Origin of the sequence: Ruminiclostridium cellobioparum DSM 1351 = ATCC 15832, assembly GCF_000621505.1 — a bacterium.
GTDB classification, from domain to species: Bacteria; Bacillota; Clostridia; order Acetivibrionales; family DSM-1351; genus Ruminiclostridium; species Ruminiclostridium cellobioparum.
Map to the genome: position 1 here is coordinate 86,344 of NZ_KK211295.1, position 21,359 is coordinate 107,702.

Sequence of the window (21,359 nt, forward strand, 5' to 3'; positions counted from 1 at the left end):
CCTCCATGAGCCGCATAGCGGCCACAAAATGTAATGAAAACTTATATCCTTTATCGCAATGTGGCGAATAAAGGAGGTTAATTGGCCATGTGCGCTTTCAAAGTATTGCTAAAATACTTTGAATATTTCGCACGGCCATAAGTTCACAGGTTAGTTTTGGAAGACGAACGCAAGTGAAGTCTTTCAAGCTAACCCTCCAATCCACATGTCAGACGTGCTGCCGGCTCCAACCACCACATCCGCGCACGCATCAAATACATTAGTTTATGCCTCGGCACACTTGTCACTTTAAAAGTGTTATCTTTCTGTACAGGATATACATGGGTCAATTGTCAGTATAAGCAGCGGCACATCAGCCAGCTGGCTGCCGGGAAGCATTTTTATAAGTGAAGGTATATTTTGAAAAGTAGGAGTTCTGAGCCTCAATCTCTCAAGATTCTTGGTCCCGTTTGCCCTCAAATAGTACAACACTTCGCCTCTTGGCTGTTCAACCCTGGATATGACCTCTCCTTTGGGAGGATTACCCTTGAAAGGAGCAACATGTTCACCATCGGGTATCTTGGCTATAGCCTGCTTAATAAGATCTATTGACTGGTATACTTCATGCAGCCTCACGTATGTTCTGGCATAGTTATCACCGTCGGAATGTGTTACAGGTTCGAAATCCAGCTGGCCATAAGCTGAATAGCCTGTGGTTCTTAAATCCATGGGTATTCCTGCCGCTCTCGCCATTGGCCCCACTGCACATAATTCAATGGCATCGGCCTTGGACAGGATTCCTCTTCCCACCAGTCTGTGTTTGACAGTGTAGTTGTTCAGGAACACAGCTTCAACCTGCTGTATATCGTGCTTTATCTCATCAACTGTCACATTGATTTTTACCATTTGTTCCTTGGTAAGGTCACGTCTTGTACCGCCAATTGTATTAGCTGATATAACAACTCTTGCACCGGCGGTTTCTTCCATGATATCCATTACCTTTTCCCTGTCTCTCCATACCTGCATGAAAAGACTTTCGAAACCAAAGGCATCGGCCAGGAGTCCCAGCCACAAAAGGTGACTGTGCATTCTGTGGAGCTCTGCCCATATAACCCTCAGGAACTTTGCCCTGTCGGGGACCTCAATGTTCATCAGCTCTTCAATGCCCTGACAATATGCCATTGCATGCATGACACTGCATATTCCACAGACTCTTTCAACCACAAATACATTTTGTGTAAATTCCTTGGTTTCGGTGAGTTTTTCAAGACCTCTATGCACATATCCAATGGCAGGTATTGCATCTACTATATTTTCATCTTCCATAACCAGCTTGATATGAAGGGGTTCCGGAAGCACAGGGTGCTGCGGTCCAAAAGGTATTACCGTCGAACTCATTATTGTTTACCCCCTCTTTGCTCGATAGTTATTTGCTGCCTCAAGAATGGTGATCCCAATTCTTCTTCGGATAAGAGCATATGTCCGCCATAATCAATTACTATGCCGGTTATGTTCAATCCGAACAGTTCCTTCATTTCATTTTCAACCAGCACTGCACTGAAAATTACTTTTGAAATACTGGGGACTTCTTCACCTTTTTTAACAGTGACCTTGAAATTTTTCATTCCGTAGTCCCTGTCAAAATGATAAATAACATCTATAGTGTCATCACCATTATCTGCACATGATGCAGTAACAAATCTGTAGCCCTCTACCTTGGCTTTGGTTATTTCACCAAGTAACTGGTCACTCGTAATTTCCACTAAATTTTCAATCATATTCTACTAACCTCCTGAGTCCTTTCAGGCTTTGAGCCTCAAAAGGGACTAATATGAAGTAACAATCCCGGAATAGCCCGAATGCTATCATGACCGCTACTATTTGCCTTCGTCCTTCATTGCATCTGCCTTTTCATCCAATTTGCCTATACCCTGGACTATACCGTCAATAATAGCTTCAGGTCTTGCGCAGCAGCCCGGAACGAATACGTCTACAGGAATAACATTTTCAATTCCGCCCATTACATTGTAGCATTCCCTGAAAATTCCTCCCGTACAGGCACAGGCGCCGATTGCAACTACTACCTTTGGATCGGGCATTTGATTGTATATATTTTTTAATACATGTGCATTTCTTTTATTTGCAGAACCGGTAACAAGCAAAATATCTGCATGCTTGGGATTGCCTACATTTATTATTCCCAATCTTTCAGCATCATACAAAGGTGTGAGACAGGCCAAAACCTCAATATCACAGCCATTGCAGCTTGTACAGTCATAATGTATTACCCAGGGTGATTTTTTCCTTGACTTGCTTATTATACCCATACAATTCACCTTTCTTACAATTAGTTAGCCATTCTTTTCTCGAAAACAGCACTGACAATTACTGGCTCATTTGCAGCATTTTATTGTCGAATCCACTCTAGATCAGGTACATCCAGACTATATTAACAAGCGCCGCGCCGATTCCGGCTACCCAGGTTACTTTTACCATCCACTGCCAGGTAACTCTTGCGCTCACATTATCTATAACTATTTCACAGAAGTAACTTGCTAATGCTATTAATATACCTACCCATATAGGTTGAGCAAAAAACAAAGTAATTAATCCCAATAAAAGTACAAGATCAAACCAGTGTGTCAGCTCGATCAAAGCCAGCTGCGTTCCGGAAAACTCGGTGGTAAGACCCTTTATAAGTTCCTGGTGTCCATGGTGTGAAGTTGAAAAGTCAAAAGGTGACTTTCTCAGCTTGATGGTCAGGACATACAGGAAGGCAAGAAACACCAGCGGCAGGCTGAACAGCAAAGGCTCCCCATGGTTGAATATTTCTGAAATCATAAAGCTGCCTGTTGCCTTGTAAACACCGACAACCATTAAAAGCAGTACAGGCTCGTAAGCCATCATCTGCATTATTTCTCTCTGTGCACCGATCTTACTGTAAGGTGAACGGACACTCATGGCTCCCATTATCAATGAAACAGCAGAGAATGCCAGGATAAACATCAGCATCAGCAAGTCCTGTTTCAAAACAAGCATTATCAACGCACCTACAGCAAAGAACAAATGTCCCATTACATAAACCATTTGAGTCTGGTTTACAGCTATACCCTGCTTGCCCAGCAGCTTGAAGAAATCATAAAAGGGCTGCAGCAGCGGAGGACCAAATCTATTCTGCATTCTTGCGGTTATTTTTCTGTCTATACCGGTTAATAAACCACCAACTATTGGAGCGGCTATTATGGCAATAACAGCAATAATTAAATTGTTTATGCTCATAATCCAATCACCACCCCTAACATTATAATAATTACAGCACCTGCAACGGCATTAACCCAGAAGGTCAGCTTGTTTTCACCAAATACGGACTGCATGTAATAGTTTCTAACCACAACCGTTTCAACCTTGTCTCCAGGGCTGATGAATTCCAAACCTCTTAAATCCTCGTCAGCATTTGAACCGCATAAATACGGAGGCTTTAATCTGCTGGGCTTGATTCTGTTTGAAATTATCGGTATTGCAACCATAAGGATCAGAATCACAGCAAAGAACATAATGGAAGCAAATCCGCCGTAAACTGCGGCATCCACTTTATGGAGCCAGATTCCCAGACCTGTTCCCGCAAGTTCTTCCCTGTCGGCCATCTTAAACGCCAGGATCTGCGGCTTGACAAAATTATTGTACAATGGAGCAATGCCTATGCTTGCCGCCATAACAAACGCAATCAAGGCTGAAAGTGCGGCCTTCATTGAAAAGGACAGCTTTTCAATATGGAACTTCGGCTTGTAGGACATGGTCAAAATGATACCTATCCACTTAGCCCAGAAAACAACCGTCAGAGCACTTCCAAGTATGATAAACAGAAGTACCAGCGGCTGGTGAACAGCAGTTTCTATAGCCATCCATTTTGTAATAAGCACACCGAAAGGCGGCAGCAACATTGAAATCTGCCCTATAACGGTTATTACGGTTGTAAACGGCATTCTCTTGAACAATCCCTGCATATCTTCGATATCACGGCTTCCAATACCCAATTCAATAGTACCGACGCAAAGGAACAGCAGTCCTTTTGAAACAGCGTGGAATATCATAAGAAGTATTGCCGCAACAAGAGATATTCTTGTTCCGATACCGGCACAGCAAATGATCAAACCGAGGTTTGCGATTGTCGAGTACGCAAGCACCTTCTTGGCGTTGCTCTGACTTATTGCTATAGCCGACGCTGCCACGAAAGTAAAGCCTCCCACTATTGCAACCAGCTGTCCGAGTATTGTTCCTGCAAATGCGGGTGAAATTCTTACCACCAGATACACACCGGCCTTAACCATTGTACTGGAGTGCAGCAGTGCCGATACAGGAGTAGGTGCAACCATGGCTCCCAGCAGCCAGCTCTGGAACGGAAACTGTGCCGACTTTGTAAAACCTGCTATACACAGCAGAGCAAGCGCAATCGGAAGAGTTCCTGCAAGGGCCCCCTCCATTCCTGATGCCGAGATTTCCTGTATGGAAAGTGTATTGAGGCTGGAATTCATAATAACTATTGCAATAATGAATGCCACACCCCCAATCGAGTTGATCCACAAAGCTCTTAAACCGTTCTTAACGGCTATTTCTGTTCCGTCATGTGATATCAACAGGAATGAGCAAAGCGTTGTTATCTCCCAGAAGAAGTACATCCAGGATAAGTTGTCGGTCATTACCAATGCGTTCATGGCACTTAAGAAAATGAACAGTATCATGAAAAATCTTGGCTGCCTTGATACCTTCAAGTGCAGGTGATGCTCATGTTCTTTCATATAGCCTATGGCAAATACGGTAATAATCGGTCCGATGATTGATACCAGCATTATCATTATTAATGACAGGTAATCAATTACAAATGCCGCTTCAGGTTCATTAACCTTTCCGAAAACTCCAAATATTTCAAATAATGCCCAAGGTATAAATTGTAATACTGATAAAATAAATACTATTGCCTTTTTATGCTTTAATCCGATGTACGCTATATAGCAGAAGAGCAACAGGTCAAAGCCCTTGATCACCCAACTGACTAATTCAAGTACACTGTGCTCCATCTGGAATACAAGTTTCCCATCAGGAGATTCTACCATAAGTGCAATAAATCCGCCTGCTACTGCAAAGAGTAATAATGTCGAAATGCTTACTATTGCAATGCGCAACTTCTGATTTCTAATTATAAAGCATAACACAGCACTCAGTGCAGGCAGCAGAATAGCTGCCAGTAATAAATACCAATCCACAGCTAATTCTCCTTTCAAAATGTTATTTAACCCCTTATATTTTTTTAAGAATTGCCACTATCCATTTAATAAATAATGAAAATTCATAAAAGCCCAACGTCATATAATCAGATACGGGAAAATTATAAGTTAAGAATCATTCCCTAATAAATGATAATGAGAAACCGACATTAAGTCAAACTCTTTTAATCTAGAATAAAATAGTGAATTATGACTTTAATCTGCCATACTCTCACAATGTCTTCCGTTTATCATTTTACAATATATTTTAGTAAATTGAAAGCAAAAAGCCTATATTTATAAGGGATTTAAATAAAAAATTTGAATATTGTATACACTTATTACTATATGCTCCCAGAATATGAAATGATTACACCATTATTAACAGTTATGGCTTTTTTAATGTGAACAGCTGTATAATACAGGTATAAAAGTAATATTTCTGCTGCCTCATTTGGCTAATATATGAAGTATATTACTGTAAATTTTGGTTATATTGGCTGACACTCAACGGCATGATTTTGTAATATAATAGTAATAACAGTTTTCAGAGGATGAACTACTTTTATTAATTGGAGGTACTATGGATTTTTGGGACAAATACAAGGGTACGGTTAAGAAAATAATTTTAATAGTATTAATTTTCGCTTCCATATATGTTTCAATCAAATATTTATTGCCTTTTTTTGCACCTTTCGTAATTGCACTTATCGTTTCCTACATAAATGAGCCTGTAATCCGGCTTTTGCAAAAAATTAAAATTTCCAGGAAAGTCGCAGCCTGTATTTCCCTGCTGTTTACAATGTCAGTGCTGGCTTTTGTAATCACCCTCGGGGTTATTAAAGTCTATAATGAGCTGATAGCTCTACAGGATAATATTAACTCCTATTCTGTGGACATATCTGACAAATTGAACAAGCTGCTGTTTAAGTTTACCAACTTTTATAATGCCCTCCCGGTTGAAGTAACGGGCACCGTCACCACAAACCTCTCATCCGTAACTACAAAAATCACTGATTTTATAACAGCCATTATACAAACAGCCATCAGCACAGTATCCTCCATCCCGAAATTAACAGTGTTTGCCATAGTCACCATACTGGCAACCTATTTCATCAGCAGTGACCGGAAGGCCATATCCTCTTTCTTTTACAGGCAGCTGCCATTCTCCTGGAGAAAGCGTATGACGGGGATTAAAAAGGATACCATCAAAGCCTTGCTGGGATACTTCAGGGCAATTTTGATACTCATGGGGTTTACCTTTGTGGAAGTAAGTGTGGGTTTGTTTATACTGGATGTGAAATATGCCTTTTTACTGGCTTTAATAGTGGCATTATCCGATGCCATTCCAATTGTCGGAACAGGAGTGGTCATGCTCCCCTGGATACTGTGGAACGTATTCACCGGCAATATGCCCCTGGCTTTCGGTCTGGCAATAATATATATCCTTGGAATACTGATAAGGCAGATCATGGAACCAAAGATAGTAGGGAGTCAGATAGGCCTTCACCCGCTGGTAACACTGTTCGCCATGTATATAGGTCTGCAGTTTTTCAGCATTCTCGGCATGTTTATCGGGCCCATCAGTATGATCATAGTAAAAAACCTGCAGGACGCAGGCGCTTTGAAGCTGTGGAACGACTAGAAACTCAGGGTTGTGTTTGGAAGGCCGAATATTTAATACGTTATGCCAGTTGGTTAATCAAAGTAAAAGTATGCAGGCTATACCGGTACTCCCATACTAACTTCAAGCAATGGATGGCACACAAAGCACTTGCTCGAAATAGTACGGTTCAAAACAAGTATTTTCTTGCCGTCGCAGCAACTCGACCATCCGGGTCTCGCGTGCTGCTCAAAGTGACCTCCTGTCACTTTGCCGACTGAAATACTTGTTTTTCACCTACAAATTTCAGCAAGCACTTTTACCATGCCATCCATTGCTTGAAGTTGTACTCGCGTACCGGTATTCATAACCCATTTAACTGCAAAGTTGAGAACCTATTTTGCTGGCAAAACGAGCTAATTTAATCCTTCAGACACAACAGTATCGTTTCTGCACTAAATTGTAAGGATTGTGCTGCGAGAAGCACTTATCTTACTTGTACTACTCCTGAACATTCCTTAAACATACAGAAGCCAGCCGTGAAAAGCCTCCGGATTTCTCAATGATGGTGATGAGTGAAGTATCTCATACACTATATCCTGGGATAAATCTTCGGCATCTTCACTGTTCATTGTCCGCTTTAAGGCAAAAGCGAATATTTTATCGGATATAATTTTGCAAAATGCTGTTTACCAGCTCTTTTGAATATTCCTTCTGATGGTACACCGGTATACCTCCTTGAGATCTCATATATATAGTAACAAAAATGGCTATCCGGTTAATAATAAAATTTTAAAAAATGATATAAAAAAATAGGAGACTTTGTCTCCTATTTTTTTAACCGTCCCAAAACAACTCTATCGTTTCCCCCCAGATCCTTCAAGACGGTAACGCTTCCAAAGCTGTTCTCCATGAGCCTGCCGACACTTTCACCCTGGTTATAGCCTATTTCCAGCACCAGATAGCCATCCTCATAAAGAAAGCCGGGCGCAGCATAAATTATTTTTCTGTAGAAATCAAGGCCGTCTGCGCCGCCGTCCAGGGCGATGTACGGTTCGTGATCACGGACCTGCCTTTCAAGGGTTTTTACCGTTCCGGTCTCAATATATGGGGGATTGCTGACTATAATATGGAACTTCTCCCGGCCGTCAACTGCCTCAAACAGATCTCCGCAATGGAATTCCAGCTGTTTCTCCACTCCGGCCCGCACCGAATTTATCCGGGCTATTTCCAGAGCCTCCTGTGATATATCACATGCTGCCACCCTGCTGCCTGGACAGTAATGTGCAATGCTCACGGCTATACAGCCCGATCCGGTGCACATGTCCAAAACCCTTGCTCCGTGGGCATGGCAGGCTTTTCCCCGGCTACATTCATCTGTCAGTCCATTGAACCCGTTCCCGTTTATCAGCTCAATGCATTTTTCCACCAGAATTTCGGTATCCTGCCTCGGAATCAGCACGGCAGGACTAACCTTAAAGCTCAAGGACATAAACTCGGCCTCACCCAGAAGATACTGCAGCGGCACATTTTCCGACCTCTTGTGGAGGAGGGCCTCCAATTCCACAAGTTCACCGGTTTCAAGTACCCTGTCACCGTGTGTGTACAGGTAAGTCCTATTGCAATTCAATACATGGCAAAGTATAACCCCGGCTTCCAAAACCGGGGTTTCTATTCCAGCATTTTTTAAAGTTTCTGCTGCATACTGCAAAAACTGCTTGATAGTTTTCATATAATTACACGCTCGCTTACTCTTTAGCTTACCCTCTCTCTTACTTTCTCACTCGCTTTCACACTTACTTTCCCCACTCGTCACTTCCGTTTTCGGCGGGAATAACTTCCTTAAAAGCCGCGATAGCCACTTCTATCTGGCTGTCGTCAGGCTCCCTGGTTGTAAAAGCCTGGAACATAAGACCGGGAGCACTGAAAATTTTAAATATCCAGTTGTCATGTTTCACCGCAAACTTTATGGCTTCAAGCGAAACACCGGCGACGACGGGCACCAGCAGTATTCTGATAAGCGCATTTAGAAAGACATTGTGCCAGCCCGTAAAGGAAAATATCAATATACTGATAATCATAATGGTAAAGAATAAAGAAGTACCGCAGCGTGGGTGCTTTGTGGTGTATTTTCTGACATTCTCAACTGTAAGCTCGTCATCATGCTCATAGCAGTGAATGGTTTTGTGCTCGGCGCCATGATATTCCCACACTCTCCTCATCTCCTTGAGAAGTGAAACCAGTGCAAGGTACCCAATAAACAGTCCTACTCTTATTGCCCCCTCGATCAGGTTGAGTATGACCACACCTGATGACGAATCTCTTTTTATTGGTATAAAGTTTGCTATAAAATTCGGAAGTAATATGAAAAGACCGACGCTGAACAAGATAGATATTACAACAGAGAAATAAATGGCAACATCGGCTATTTTATCTCCGAACTTCTCATCCAGCCATTTTTCAAGCTTTGACGGCTCATATTTGTCCCCGTCTTCAAGGTCAACAAATTCCGCCGAATACATCAATGCTTTTACCCCGATAACCATCTGGGAAAAGAGGTTGACAGCTCCTCTGACGATGGGAATCCTGGAAAGTTTGCCTTTTGGCTTTTGCGGTTTTTTATCGATTACTATTTCACCGTCAGGTTTTCTTATCGCTGTGGCTCTGAATTCGGGTCCGATCATCAATAACCCTTCAAGCAAAGCCTGTCCGCCAATAGTTGTCTTCTTCATTGTAACCTCCTCAAATATATTGTCCTGTCTATAATAAATTTCAAATATTATTTCTCTATCAATAAACAATCCTACTAAGGCTCATATTAAAGCAATTATTAAAGCAAGTCAATTATTTTATAAATTCCCATAAATGAACAAAAGACTGGGAAACTCGCTCCCAGTCCTTTAATGTTTTCATATTATGCGTTATCAACGATACCATATTTCTTTTTAAACTTATCAACACGTCCACCGGTATCAATGAGCTTCTGCCTTCCTGTGAAGAAAGGATGACACTTTGAACAAATTTCAACGTGAAGGGACTTTTTTGTAGAACCAGTAGTAAAAGTCTCACCGCAAGCGCACTTAACAACTGCTTCCGAGTAATCTGGATGTATTCCTTCTTTCATTGCTTTTCACCTTCTTTCAAACAAAATTGAAACGTCCTCAATTTTTATATATTCAACGTACAGATTGTACCAAGTTGCGTATTAAAGAGGCAAGTGATATTTTAACATAAAAACGCACTTACCGCAATACCCTTTTTGATTATTGCTCAATCCGATTTATTCCATTTAGGCGGTAATTTCAACCGGTTATTATTGGTTTTTATCAAGGAAGGAAATATTAATACTCTTTACAAAGTCATCGTTGGTCTTAGTCTGCAATAACCTGTTTATCAATATCTCTGTCACCTCTGCGGTGCCCATGTTGCTCATTGCTTTCCTGACAGCATATACACTTTCGAGTTCCTTCTGGCTAAGCAGCAATTCTTCTCTTCGTGTACCCGACTTATTAATGTCAATAGCAGGGAAGATCCTCTTTTCAGACAGCTTCCTGTCAAGGTGAAGTTCCATGTTACCCGTCCCCTTGAATTCTTCAAATATAACATCGTCCATCCTGCTACCTGTTTCAATGAGAGCAGTAGCCATAATGGTCAGGCTTCCGCCGTTTTCAATATTTCTGGCAGCACCGAAAAATCTCTTGGGCTTGTGCAATGCACCGGGGTCCAAACCTCCCGACAAAGTTCTTCCGGTAGGCGGGATAGTGAGGTTATAGGCTCTTGCCAGTCTTGTGATGCTGTCAAGAAGTATTACCACATCCTTCTTCTGCTCAACCAGTCTCTGAGCCCTCTCCAGAACCATTTCCGCAACCTTGATATGGTGTTCGGGCACTTCATCGAAAGTAGAGTAGATTACCTCCCCCTTTATGGAACGCTGCATATCGGTTACTTCTTCCGGACGCTCATCTATCAGTAAAACAATAAGTTCCACTTCAGGATAATTTACTGTGATAGCGTTGGCTATTTTTTTAAGTAAAATGGTTTTACCGGCTTTCGGAGGTGATACTATCATTCCTCTCTGGCCTTTACCAATAGGTGCTATTAAATCTATTAGTCTTGTGGAGAATTCTCTTGGAGAAGTTTCCAAAGTTATTCTGCTGTCAGGGTAAATTGGCGTCAGGTACTCAAAAGGTACTCTCTTGGAGGCAATATCAGGTGTATCACCGTTTATTGACTGGACATAGAGTAATGCCTGGAATTTTTCCCCTTCCTTTGGAATCCTGCCTTTTCCTCTCAGCTTGTCTCCCGTTTTAAGGCCGAACCGCCTGATCTGGGAAGGAGATACGTATATGTCTCTTGGCCCTGACAGATAGTTTTCACTTCTGAGGAACCCATAGCCATCGGGCAATACCTCCAGAACGCCTTCGACAGGATCGTCAGCTTCAATTTTCTCATTTGACTGCTGCTGTGGCTGGGCAGTTTGAATAGCCTGCGGCACCGGAGCTGACTGCACTTGCTGAGTTGTCTGCTGCGGCACTTGCATAGCTGCCTGAGCATTGGAAGCATTTACCTGCGGCGGTTGGGAAACCGGCTGGTTTTGCTGCTGCACAGCCGGCTGCTGTGATGCCTGGGGCTGCTGTACCTGAGACTGCTGCTGTGCATTATTCTGCTGCTGTGCATTATTATTATGTTGCTGTATATTATTCTGCTGCTGGTGCTGCTGCGGTCTTGGCAATTGATTGACTGATCTCTGTGACTGAGGCTGCGGCAGAGCAGGTTTGTCCTGATTCACAACAGAAGCATTGGCTTTTATTTGCCTTGGGACATGCTTTACGGGAATTGAAGGCTTCTTTTCAGCTTCCACGTTTTCTGTTTTTTGATCATTATTTACTGGAGAAGTTTTTACCGAAGCAGGCTTTTTATTTTCAACAGTTTTAACAGGATGTATCAGTTTCTCCGATAATCTTCCCGGTTTGGGCTCCGGATTAACTGTCTCCTCTTTTTTTTCAGATGCTTCGGGTAAGGTTTTTTTCTCTTCCGTCTCCGGCTCAGCTGATGCATCTTTTAATGCCTTGCTTGGTCTGCCTCTTTTGGATTTTCTCAAAACAGAAGTCTCGGCATCAACATGCTTGCTTTCTTCAGCCGCTTTTGGTTCAGTTGTGCCGTTTTTGTCTGAAGAAACCTTCTGGGCTGCCGGTTCCTGTATTTCCTGCTTAATAACAGGAATATCCTTTTCCTTACTTGAATCAGTACTTTTTTCTGTTTTAGCGCTTTTCCTGGTTTTGCCGGTTTGAACAGGCGTATTCTCCGGGCTGCTTAGATTTTCGGTTTTGCCGGCATTTTCCGGTTTACTCTTGCTCGCTTTATTTTTAGTACCTTCAGTTTTCTCCCCGCCTATAGTCTCAGTTGTATTATTTTCACCTGAAGCCCTGGCTTCGTTTTCACTTTTACTGCCGTTTTTGCTCCGGTCAGGCACTATTTTCCCGGAATCAGCCTTTTCAACTGCTTTGGAATCATTAGCTTTATTTGCTTCATCAGAATTTTTCAATATATCCAATAATTCATTCTTTTTTAACTTGGATATGTTTTTTACACCCATCATTTTTGCAATATAACGCAAATCTTCTAGTGTTTTTGACTGTAAATCAATCTGATCCATAGTTCACCACCTTATAAAATCATTTATTGAACATTAAATAGGAAATTTGATTCGAAAAAATCTTTAGAAAAACCTTTTTTATTTAATTCCTTTTTCTAGAGGAGAATTTTTGAATATTCCACAAAGAGCATTATATCAAATGTGTAAATACATGTCAATCTTAGTGTTATTTTCCCACAATTCTGTCATAATTTCCGAACTTAATCAATTATATTTTTGTCCTGTATTTAATTTGGGTTTCCTGGCGAATAAAATTATTTTATCTCTTTGAAGTATCTTTTTCAGGTCATTGTTGGTAGATGCAGGTATGAATTTGGTTCTTGAGCATTTATTGCATTTAAGAGTAATTCCTCTTCTGAGCATCGAAACAATAATTCCGTCGCTTCCGCACTCACACCGTAAATTGCCTTTTTCGGCAATGTCATGAATTCTGTTAAGTGTATCAAACATGACCTGAGTATTCTCAAAACATCTGTCATAACCGAATCCGTCAATAATTCCGTCCAATTCTTTTTCAAATTTATCGATGAATTTTCTTACAGAATCATCTTTGCCAATAAAACAATTCTTTATACCGGTTATCTGGCATGTATAAATAATTATATTATTCGCCAGCAGGGCTTCTCTGCTGATAATATGCTTATGCTCCGAACCGCAGCCAATGCACGGAACCGTCAGCCTGTATTCGTTTTTACTTAATTTCTCTATCTCCAGCCGGGCCTTTCCGCATTTGCAGCCTGAAGTTATATTTCCGCTCAAAAAAAGTTTGAAAAGGTTGATTTTAGCAAAATCAAACGTCCCGCAAGAGAAGCATTTATATGCAATTGTTATATCCATATCTATCAGCATATCTCTCATCCTCACTGTTCAAGAACTCCTTGACAAACGTGTGCGCCGGTTTCACAACGGCAAATCATGCAAACCGTATATGAAATCTGCTCTGCTGATATAATATATTCTATAAAAATAAAAAAATTCCTTTTCCCAAGCATTATGTAAATCTTATTTTAACAAACAGTTATTGTATCAGCTTCGTTATTACCACCGAGCGGTATTCACTGTCATTGATCAGGTCCACTATTCTGGGTTCCTCCCCGGATATTATCTTAAGCGTCGGCCTTAAGCAAACTTCATCACTATTGCCTATTACCAGCCCTGTCTCCCCATTGCTGAGTAAAACAGATGCTCCCACAGGATATGGATACACCCTCGAAGTAAATATTTTCACCAGCTCCGGATCAAACAAGGTCCCGCTGTTTGCCATGACATATTCTATTGCTTCAAGTACCGAGCAGCCTTTGCGGTATGACCGGTCGGATGTCAAAGCATCGTATACGTCGGCAATACATATTATCCTTCCGAAAAGAATGATATTCTCTCCCGACAATCCGTTGGGATATCCCGAGCCGTCATAATGCTCATGGTGTGATAAAACGGATACTGTTATCTTTGAAGATAGATTATTTCCGCCCGACAGCACATCATACCCTTTTTTACTGTGGGTTTTCATTATTTCAAATTCTTCATCGGTTAATTTACCGGGTTTATTCAATATCTCCGTTCCGATAAATAGTTTTCCGATGTCATGAAATAGCGCAGCAGTACCCACTGTCAGCATATCCGCCTTGTTCAGTTTCAAATGGTATGCTATTGCCAGCGCAATTATTGCTACGTTCACGGAATGAAAATATGTATAATTGTCAAACATTTTTAATTCCAGGAGATTCAGGTTCAGCTCTCTCTTTGAGAGCATATCGTCCACCAGCTCGGAAATCATTGACTGCAGATTGTCTATTTCATTACTTAGAGTTTTTTTATCACTTTTCAGAGTAAGAGCATTGTTCAATTTCTTGGCCAGAGAAAATCTTACCTCGTTGGAAACAAAGTTTTCCTGATATTCTATACCCTCTGAAAATTCATCTTCTATTAGTAATCCCTTGTAGCCCAGTAGTTCAAGTCTGTCGATAGCTGCTCTTGTCAATTCCGTATTTGCATTGATCAGTACAACGCCCTGCTCGTTAAAAATGGTTTTCCCTAACCTCATACCTTCCTGTACGAGATTAATTGCTAAATACCTCACTTATACCCCCATGATTTAAGAAAAATTAAACCGTTATGTTGTTTTAACACTCTGTCGTGCTGCATTAGCGGCTGTCAAGCATTTCAACCGTACCTAAAAAGAAAAACGATTTCTATTATATATTAATTGACATAACCTTGGGAATAGTTATTTTGTATAAAATTTTTTTGTATTATTATGAAAAAATAAAAACAACCCACATATTGATATACTCGCCAGGTTGTTTTTATTTTTTTCTAATTGCATACACATATGCCATCTACCATCCGTTATTATTGTGATTTACTATCTGTTGTAAACAAGCCGGCCGCTGTAACAAAAATACCTACGAACGGTGTTACCCTGCCCATAAATAAAAGGAAACCCCCTTCTACAAATCCAATCAGCATTACCTTACAGGCTATTCCAAATAAAATAAGCGCAATCCCAAACAACATTACTCGGTAATCCTTCATATTGAACCCTCATTTCTTATTTCTTTGTTTCCATCTCCATTTGTTTATCTGAAAAATCTTTAAATTTAAGACTTTACCTTTAAGTAAATATATTACATTTTCCTTCACAAGTAAATGGACTAATTGTAATACTGTCTCAAATGCTTATTTTACATTTATACTTTTCAAATATACTTTTCAAATTAGGAATTATGACGATTCTTTGATATCTGTTTTGGTTTTGTGAATCCTTTATAAATTTACATAAGGTAGTTGCACTTTTAGCACCAAGCACATAGCCAAAAACAAGGTGTCCGTTGTTATGTTGAATCTAAGGAAGGAAACTGGCGGCAAACTTCTGGTGTGACGAACAGTAACTATATAAGGCATATATATGCAGGGTAAGATTGCAAAACAAACCAAATCGCTAAACTATTCGTAAGTATATGGTGTAATGTAGTAGATATATGGAAGGAAAAGACTTCACAAATACCACATAATATGAGTTATGTGGTATATTCTGAAAATCCAATCCTGTTTTTATACAATTTTTGACCCTGAGAGCCGATTTACCTTTCTAAAATACTCCAAAAAAGTGGTAAAAAATAAAAATTACAATCTCCTTATAACTCGTTATATATCTAATTTTCTATGCCCCTCTCGTCAACACCCAAAGGGACATTGCTTATTTAGAATAACATACTTCTGTCATTATGAATTGCTTTTTAATAGCCTCAAGCCAGTTAAATATCCTAATCCACTAAATATTAAACCTAAAGGTGATGTTAATAGAATTAATTTTGTACCCGTACCTAACAAATAACTAAAACCATAAGCCGGGCTACAATACCAAAGATAGAGTGGAAAAAGAAATACTAAATTAGCTTTGGCTAATGAAAACAACCAAATCAGAATATTTGATATAATATTTATGCCCCAATACACAAAAATAAATTTTGTATATGTATTTTGTTTTTTTGTTCCCATGTATAAACTAAACATAAACCAAAATATAAAAAAGGTAACTGAAAAAATAAAATTAAGAATCGTAGTATTTTTTTGTGAAAAGAAAATATCAATATTATAAATTATCGCTATAATTGTGTTTAAAATGGTAAATAAAATTAAATAAACTATGTTAGTCAACTTCATAATATCTCTCCTTATAATTTATATTATGTCATATTGTACCACAAATAAATTATATTTCCACAGAGTGATCCAGCGTTTCAAATCATTAAATTTATATTAAACCCCTAATTAAGCATCTCATTGCTATTGACATATATTACAAATTATGTAATTATTAGTATTAATATGCATATTATACCAATAAAATGTAAAGGAGAATTTAAATGGTAATAAATGGTAGTAAAAAATTTTTCAGCAATTTTGTCATTAGTTTTAGCAATTTCAATGTGTACGGGAGCTTTCGCAGCTAATAATGTAAATAAAGATAGTAAAGAATTAAAAAAAGCTGAAATAGTAAAGAAGCTTGAAGCGTTTGCCCAAAAGAATGGTGCAAAAATAGAAATAGTAGATAACGCAGACACACCTTTGAAATATGACAGCTTTGAGGAGTTTGAAAAAGCTTTAGAAGAATTTGACGCTCAATTTAAAGCTCCTGTCACAACTTCAGATGCAGTCAGAACTTCAAGTGTAAATGCAGGTACAAATAAAATATGTTCATATGATCATGGTGTTATGCTTGATAATATTTATGCTCTTGGAACGATACGACAAAAGGTTGTAGTAGATGTAAATCCTACAAATTTTGGTGCCATAAAGAGTCATACCTCATACATATATGGCGCAAGTTTTAGTGGCTGGACTTGGACGGTTGATATCTCTACTGAAGGTACATTAGACTCAAGCCGTACATTATGGGCAAAAGATAATGGGCACGTTACTTTAACTGCATCTATAGGTGGATTTGGAGTCAATTATACATTTGATAGAACATTATATCATGAATGGGGAGTATCTGCTGCATATTAGGATGACATTAAGTTTAAAATAATTTGAATGATATTCCGTGAGTTAAAAAGAAGAAGCAGTACCTTACTTAAGGTATTGCTTCTTCTTTTTGTGCGCCCATGCTGGGCGCAATCTAACGGGTAAAGCCCTAATTTATAGTTGAATAATTCCAAATTCAGCACATTTTCCTACGGCTCGTGCCCTTTCGGGTTCAATTCCTTCATTTTCTTTTATCCCCGCCGGGAGGCCAGTGGGGACTACGGGGAGACTGGTCTCTCCCGTAAGACGCTTCGTGTCTTTTTTATAAATAAAAAAGACACCTGCATTTTCCGCAGAAAATGCAAGCGTCTTGGAGCTGGCGGACGGAATTGAACCCCCGACCTGCTGATTACAAGTCAGCTGCTCTACCTGCTGAGCTACACCAGCATAAAATCATGTTATTCTACTGCATTTGACCATCTGAACACGCAAGTCTTATCACCTATTGAGCAAATAATTTGCTCAACTGCCTGTATATAATAACATGAGATTTATGTAGCTGTCAACCACAAAATTGATTGATGTTGAGTAAAAACAAACATCTCCAGCCTACTCCCATACAGGTCGGCGCTTCAGCGGAAGCCACTCATCAAGGGCCTTCGCAAAATACCTGTCCCAGAAGTCCCAATCATGGCCCAATCCCGGAGCCTCTTCATATAGAAAATCGTATCTGAGAGTCCTGAGCGCGTCCCTGTCCCTCCGGACCACATCCCTTATGAAGTCGTTTTCCCCGACAGCCAGGAACAGCTTGGGCATATCGGCCTTTTCTTCAATATTCCTTTTTGCGTAATATCCCAGATCGTATTCGCTCCCCCTGAATTTTTCCAAATTCCCGAATGTACTTTGCAATCTCGGCAGCTTTAGCTTTTCCATTTGTTCAAAAAAATACTCGGTATCCGTGCTGCAGCCGATACCTCCGGACAGGTCTACGACAGCCGAATAAAGATCAGGCCTTCTCATCGCAAGAGCAAGTGCACCGTTTCCACCCATAGCGAAGCCGAGCACAAAATTGTCCTCCCTTGCCGGGGACGATGCAAAAAGCGATCTTACCACAGTGGGAAGCTCTTCCGTCATAAATGTGAAATACCTGTAGCCGTAGGCAGTATCCATATAAAAGCTGTCCTTGACCTGGGCCGTAACGGTCATAACACAATTTCTTTCGGCATATCTTTCCAGATTTGTATACCTCAGCGGCATAGTATCGTCGTCACTTCCGCCGTGGAGGACATATACCGTCTGAAATTTCATGCCCTTCCCATACGGTATCCTTTCTTTTTGCCGCTCCGCCATCTCCTTTTTTGACGGGTCGCCGCTGTAGGTGAACAAACCGGCAGGATATGTTATCGTTATATCCACACAGAGGCTCAGCGCCTCCGACAGAAAATTGTATCTCATTACCGCCATAATATCTCTCCTTTACTTGAATAAAAGTCCGGCAAAGCTCTCCATGCATTTTCTCCACACAGTCCATTCGTGGTAACCGGGACAGGTAAATACCGTATATTTAATCCCGGTTCTGCCGAACCTTTCAAAATCATTCTTAAGGCCGGCGACTATCCTGTCTTCCTGTTCACCGTATCCGAAAAAGAACAGCTTTACCTTCTCATTGAACGCTTCAGGATCCTCAAAATTCTTATAGTAATCAAAATCGCAGTACCACCGCCTTTCAAGCGTACCGCTAAATATACCGATATACGGGAAATAGCCAAGGTGGCGCATAGCCGTCATAGTGGTCTGGTAGCTTCCCATTGAAAGGCCGGCCATAGCTCTGTTCCCGTTTCCGTCACGAACTCTGAATTTCTTTTCAATAAACGGGATGCAATCCTTTATAAGCATGGAATCAAAATCCCCGGAAAGGAACTCTTCATCTTTTTTATCGTTAACGCAATATAGACAGTTCATTACAACTATCATTTCGCAGCACTTTTTTTCGGCAAGCAGGTTATCAATAATATAATTGACCTTTCCCTGCCATACCCAACCCGTCTCGGTCTCTCCCCCTCCGTGCTGCAAATACAGCACAGGATAAGTTTTACCGGTCTCCTCATCGTATCCCGGCGGCGTATATACCCAACAATCCCTGCACCTGCCTGTCACCGACGAATAAAAATGCTCTACGCGCAGCGTGCCGTGTGGAACATCCTTCAGCGCGTAAAAATCCCTCTCCTCCGGGATATCAAAAAAATTCACCGCCTTATGCGCACCATATCCCACAGGAGCCTGCGGATTTATTACGCAGTTACCGTCTACAAAATATTCATGGTAGTGGTAGCCGGCCGGAATTCCGCTGACCGTCACATGCCAATAGCCCTCGGAGTCTCTGGTCATATAATGCCTGGCATCGGTCATAGCCGAACCCGGAAATCCGGCCACCGCAACTTCCTTAGCCTTCGGTGCATAAATGCAGAACTTAACGTCTCCGTTGTCTTCTATTCTTACACCCGGAAATTCCCGGACATGCCTCGGTCCGGTATTGCCCTGGCTATCCGTAAATAATCGCATTTTAAGATTTACCGCATCAAAAAACAATGCATCGGTATGAAGAGCCTCATTATCACTGAATTTGTACGCCATAAAAAATCTCCTTTCAGTCATTTTTGGGGCAGCTAAATTATATCCCCGTTATTCTTGGATAAATCCGAGACTGCCGTCACAATTTCTCCTGAACTGTTTTACAAAATTCCATCCCAATTCGGCATCCATCTGAGCAATATCGTGTCCCTTCTCACGCATGATAACAAAATTGTAGAGGTTTAACGGCTGCTCATCCCTTGAATAAAAGCGCTGTACATCGTACTGGTGATGCGGATGCCGCACGGACGGCACAAGCAGCTCACTCCTGTCGCCCTTTACTCCGCAGCCCGTCGGGTCCGGGTTTTCCCTTTCCGGAGTGGGCTTTATTTCAATGTTGTTGTACATTTTCCAGAAATCATACTGATGCTGCTGGGTACAGCCGTTGTAGACAGGATATGAAGGCTCGCGCGAACCGTATATGTACCACACCGGAATTCGGTAGTCGTACTCCTCCTTCTTTTTCATACCATTGGCAAAAGGTATGATGTCGCGCCAATCAACCTTGCTTGCACCGAGCCGTTCTCCCGGCCAGTTTGAGTCAATGGGGCAAATTCCGGCAACAAGCCTGGGGTTAGCAAGCGCTACAGACTGTGCAAAAGCCGCTCCGTTTGAGAAGCCGGACAGATATACCCTTCCCGGATCAACCGGATAATTCTCCGTCATATATTTTATAAGAGCGGCGGCAAAACCCGCATCATCCTCAAGCTCCGGCACCATTTCACTGTTCCATGAGCACCTGTTTGTACCCCATGGGTATACCGTTATAAAGCCCTCCCTTTCACCAAGCTGATGGAACTTGCTCATCTCGGCCGCTTCAGCAGGATTGTCCGAACCGCCGTGAAAGAACATCAGCAGAGGAAGCTTTTTCTCCGGTTTCTTCCCCGCCCGGGGCGGCACATGCGTAAACCATGTGTGCGGTGTACCATCAATGCGCACATCCTCTATGAAATATTCGAAGCCTGACCTTTCGAAATCCATACGCGGTTCGCAGTCACCGTGCGCTCCGGTGTTCGGACGCCTTACCTTTGAGAACATCCTGTCCCACACCTTCATAATAAGCCCGCTGTCCAGTTCACTGTCCGTATGGTCCAGTACAACGCACTGCAGCGGATTTGCCCTGCTTTTATAAACGGTTCTGCTGCTGTTTTCCTCGGTTTTCTCAGCATTGTTGGCCTTTATAAAATAATCCGCCGCCATCTTCCCTCCCCTTACAATACTAACCGGTATTGGCGAATATACCGCCTTTTCCAGTGCCGCCGCATCCAGCTCGCCGCCCACCGCCAGCACTGCCGCTATATTGTCAGGGCAGCACGCAGCGAGCGTATATGCCATGGAAGCCCCCGTACCGGTTCCTACCAGGTATTTTGTATCATTCATAGGATGCCATGTGCCCATCATAGCTTCAAATGTCGGTATTCCTATTGCATCTGTCTCAAGGGGCAGGCTGTCCGGCTTAGCCATGGCGTCCTGAAACCGTTGAAACGCCCATACGTCCTCTTCCTTTCCTGCCTCCATTTTGTAATTCCAGCCGCACCTGCCCGGAACAGGAAAAGACAGTATAATGCCGTTTTTATCGGCAAACCCGGCAAGACCGCACCCGTCCAGCAACTCCTTTACATCTGTCCCGCGGCATTTATCCAAAAGGAATGTTATGCTACACCTCTTAAACGGTGTGCGGTTTTGCTCACCGGGATAGTATAGGTACAGTTCTCTTCCCGTATCACCCAATACCTTATGAAATAAAGACATCTAAAAA

19 protein-coding genes and 1 tRNA gene are annotated in these 21,359 nt (G+C 41.5%); 2 read left to right on the forward strand and 18 right to left on the reverse strand.

The window, feature by feature from the left end; translation table 11 throughout:
• Positions 1–297: 297 nt before the first annotated feature.
• The 5 genes from T344_RS0125670 to T344_RS0125690 form a co-directional block, all read right to left on the reverse strand.
• Positions 298–1,377, reverse strand: coding sequence for a hydrogenase large subunit (locus T344_RS0125670; protein ID WP_027631079.1), 1,080 nt, complete (start codon positions 1,375–1,377; stop codon positions 298–300).
• A complete protein-coding gene (locus T344_RS0125675; protein WP_027631080.1) occupies positions 1,377–1,757 on the reverse strand; it encodes an NADH-quinone oxidoreductase subunit C in 381 nt (126 codons plus the stop codon). The genes T344_RS0125670 and T344_RS0125675 overlap by 1 nt, the downstream gene beginning before the upstream one ends.
• A gap of 99 nt (positions 1,758–1,856) precedes the next feature.
• Positions 1,857–2,306 (reverse strand): NADH-quinone oxidoreductase subunit B family protein, encoded by a 450-nt coding sequence (locus T344_RS0125680; protein ID WP_004628553.1) that lies wholly within the window; start codon positions 2,304–2,306, stop codon positions 1,857–1,859.
• Between the two features lie 97 nt (positions 2,307–2,403).
• Positions 2,404–3,258, reverse strand: a complete 855-nt coding sequence (locus T344_RS0125685; RefSeq protein WP_004628578.1) for a respiratory chain complex I subunit 1 family protein — start codon at positions 3,256–3,258, stop codon at positions 2,404–2,406.
• Positions 3,255–5,240 carry an NADH-quinone oxidoreductase subunit 5 family protein gene (locus T344_RS0125690; protein WP_027631081.1) on the reverse strand — a complete coding sequence of 662 codons (1,986 nt, stop codon included), beginning with the start codon at positions 5,238–5,240 and terminating at the stop codon, positions 3,255–3,257. The genes T344_RS0125685 and T344_RS0125690 overlap by 4 nt, the downstream gene beginning before the upstream one ends.
• 583 nt (positions 5,241–5,823) lie before the next feature.
• Between T344_RS0125690 and ytvI the strand changes: the two genes are divergently transcribed.
• On the forward strand, positions 5,824–6,885 hold the full coding sequence (gene ytvI / locus T344_RS0125695; RefSeq protein ID WP_027631082.1) for a sporulation integral membrane protein YtvI: 1,062 nt from the start codon (positions 5,824–5,826) through the stop codon (positions 6,883–6,885).
• 476 nt (positions 6,886–7,361) lie between these two features.
• Here ytvI and T344_RS30640 read toward each other — a convergent pair whose 3' ends face one another.
• The 9 genes from T344_RS30640 to T344_RS0125735 all read right to left on the reverse strand — a co-directional run bounded on the left by T344_RS30640 (position 7,362) and on the right by T344_RS0125735 (position 16,165).
• Positions 7,362–7,517, reverse strand: a complete 156-nt coding sequence (locus T344_RS30640) for an RNA polymerase sigma factor (RefSeq protein ID WP_340140772.1) — start codon at positions 7,515–7,517, stop codon at positions 7,362–7,364.
• Positions 7,518–7,672: 155 nt separating this feature from the next.
• Positions 7,673–8,575, reverse strand: coding sequence for a peptide chain release factor N(5)-glutamine methyltransferase (prmC, locus tag T344_RS0125700; RefSeq protein WP_051572282.1), 903 nt, complete (start codon positions 8,573–8,575; stop codon positions 7,673–7,675).
• A gap of 64 nt (positions 8,576–8,639) precedes the next feature.
• The gene (locus tag T344_RS0125705; RefSeq protein ID WP_027631084.1) at positions 8,640–9,575 is read right to left on the reverse strand and encodes a DUF1385 domain-containing protein; all 936 of its coding nucleotides are present in this window, start codon (positions 9,573–9,575) and stop codon (positions 8,640–8,642) included.
• A gap of 182 nt (positions 9,576–9,757) precedes the next feature.
• Positions 9,758–9,967, reverse strand: coding sequence for a 50S ribosomal protein L31 (rpmE, locus tag T344_RS0125710; RefSeq protein WP_004628621.1), 210 nt, complete (start codon positions 9,965–9,967; stop codon positions 9,758–9,760).
• Between the two features lie 189 nt (positions 9,968–10,156).
• Positions 10,157–12,499, reverse strand: coding sequence for a transcription termination factor Rho (gene rho / locus T344_RS0125715; RefSeq protein WP_027631085.1), 2,343 nt, complete (start codon positions 12,497–12,499; stop codon positions 10,157–10,159).
• A 204-nt stretch (positions 12,500–12,703) separates the two neighbouring features.
• The gene (locus T344_RS29335) at positions 12,704–13,363 is read right to left on the reverse strand and encodes a hypothetical protein (protein ID WP_154669477.1); all 660 of its coding nucleotides are present in this window, start codon (positions 13,361–13,363) and stop codon (positions 12,704–12,706) included.
• 154 nt (positions 13,364–13,517) lie between these two features.
• On the reverse strand, positions 13,518–14,579 hold the full coding sequence (locus T344_RS0125725) for an HD-GYP domain-containing protein (protein ID WP_027631086.1): 1,062 nt from the start codon (positions 14,577–14,579) through the stop codon (positions 13,518–13,520).
• Positions 14,580–14,851: 272 nt separating this feature from the next.
• A complete protein-coding gene (locus T344_RS0125730) occupies positions 14,852–15,034 on the reverse strand; it encodes a hypothetical protein (RefSeq protein ID WP_027631087.1) in 183 nt (60 codons plus the stop codon).
• A gap of 690 nt (positions 15,035–15,724) precedes the next feature.
• The gene (locus T344_RS0125735) at positions 15,725–16,165 is read right to left on the reverse strand and encodes a hypothetical protein (protein WP_027631088.1); all 441 of its coding nucleotides are present in this window, start codon (positions 16,163–16,165) and stop codon (positions 15,725–15,727) included.
• Positions 16,166–16,378: 213 nt separating this feature from the next.
• On the opposite strand from T344_RS0125735, the gene T344_RS0125740 reads away from it, so the two are divergent.
• On the forward strand, positions 16,379–17,011 hold the full coding sequence (locus tag T344_RS0125740; protein ID WP_027631089.1) for a hypothetical protein: 633 nt from the start codon (positions 16,379–16,381) through the stop codon (positions 17,009–17,011).
• A gap of 329 nt (positions 17,012–17,340) precedes the next feature.
• Here the strand turns inward: T344_RS0125740 and T344_RS0125745 are convergent.
• From T344_RS0125745 to T344_RS0125760, 4 genes are all read right to left on the reverse strand, one after another.
• Positions 17,341–17,416, reverse strand: a tRNA-Thr gene (locus T344_RS0125745).
• Between the two features lie 162 nt (positions 17,417–17,578).
• Complete coding sequence (locus T344_RS29345; protein ID WP_051572284.1) at positions 17,579–18,433, reverse strand: alpha/beta hydrolase; 855 nt, start codon at positions 18,431–18,433, stop codon at positions 17,579–17,581.
• A 12-nt stretch (positions 18,434–18,445) separates the two neighbouring features.
• A complete protein-coding gene (locus T344_RS29350; protein ID WP_051572287.1) occupies positions 18,446–19,603 on the reverse strand; it encodes an alpha/beta hydrolase-fold protein in 1,158 nt (385 codons plus the stop codon).
• A 48-nt stretch (positions 19,604–19,651) separates the two neighbouring features.
• Entirely contained in the window at positions 19,652–21,352 is a 1,701-nt protein-coding gene (locus T344_RS0125760) for a PHB depolymerase family esterase (protein ID WP_027631090.1), read from the reverse strand.
• Positions 21,353–21,359 lie beyond the last annotated feature (7 nt).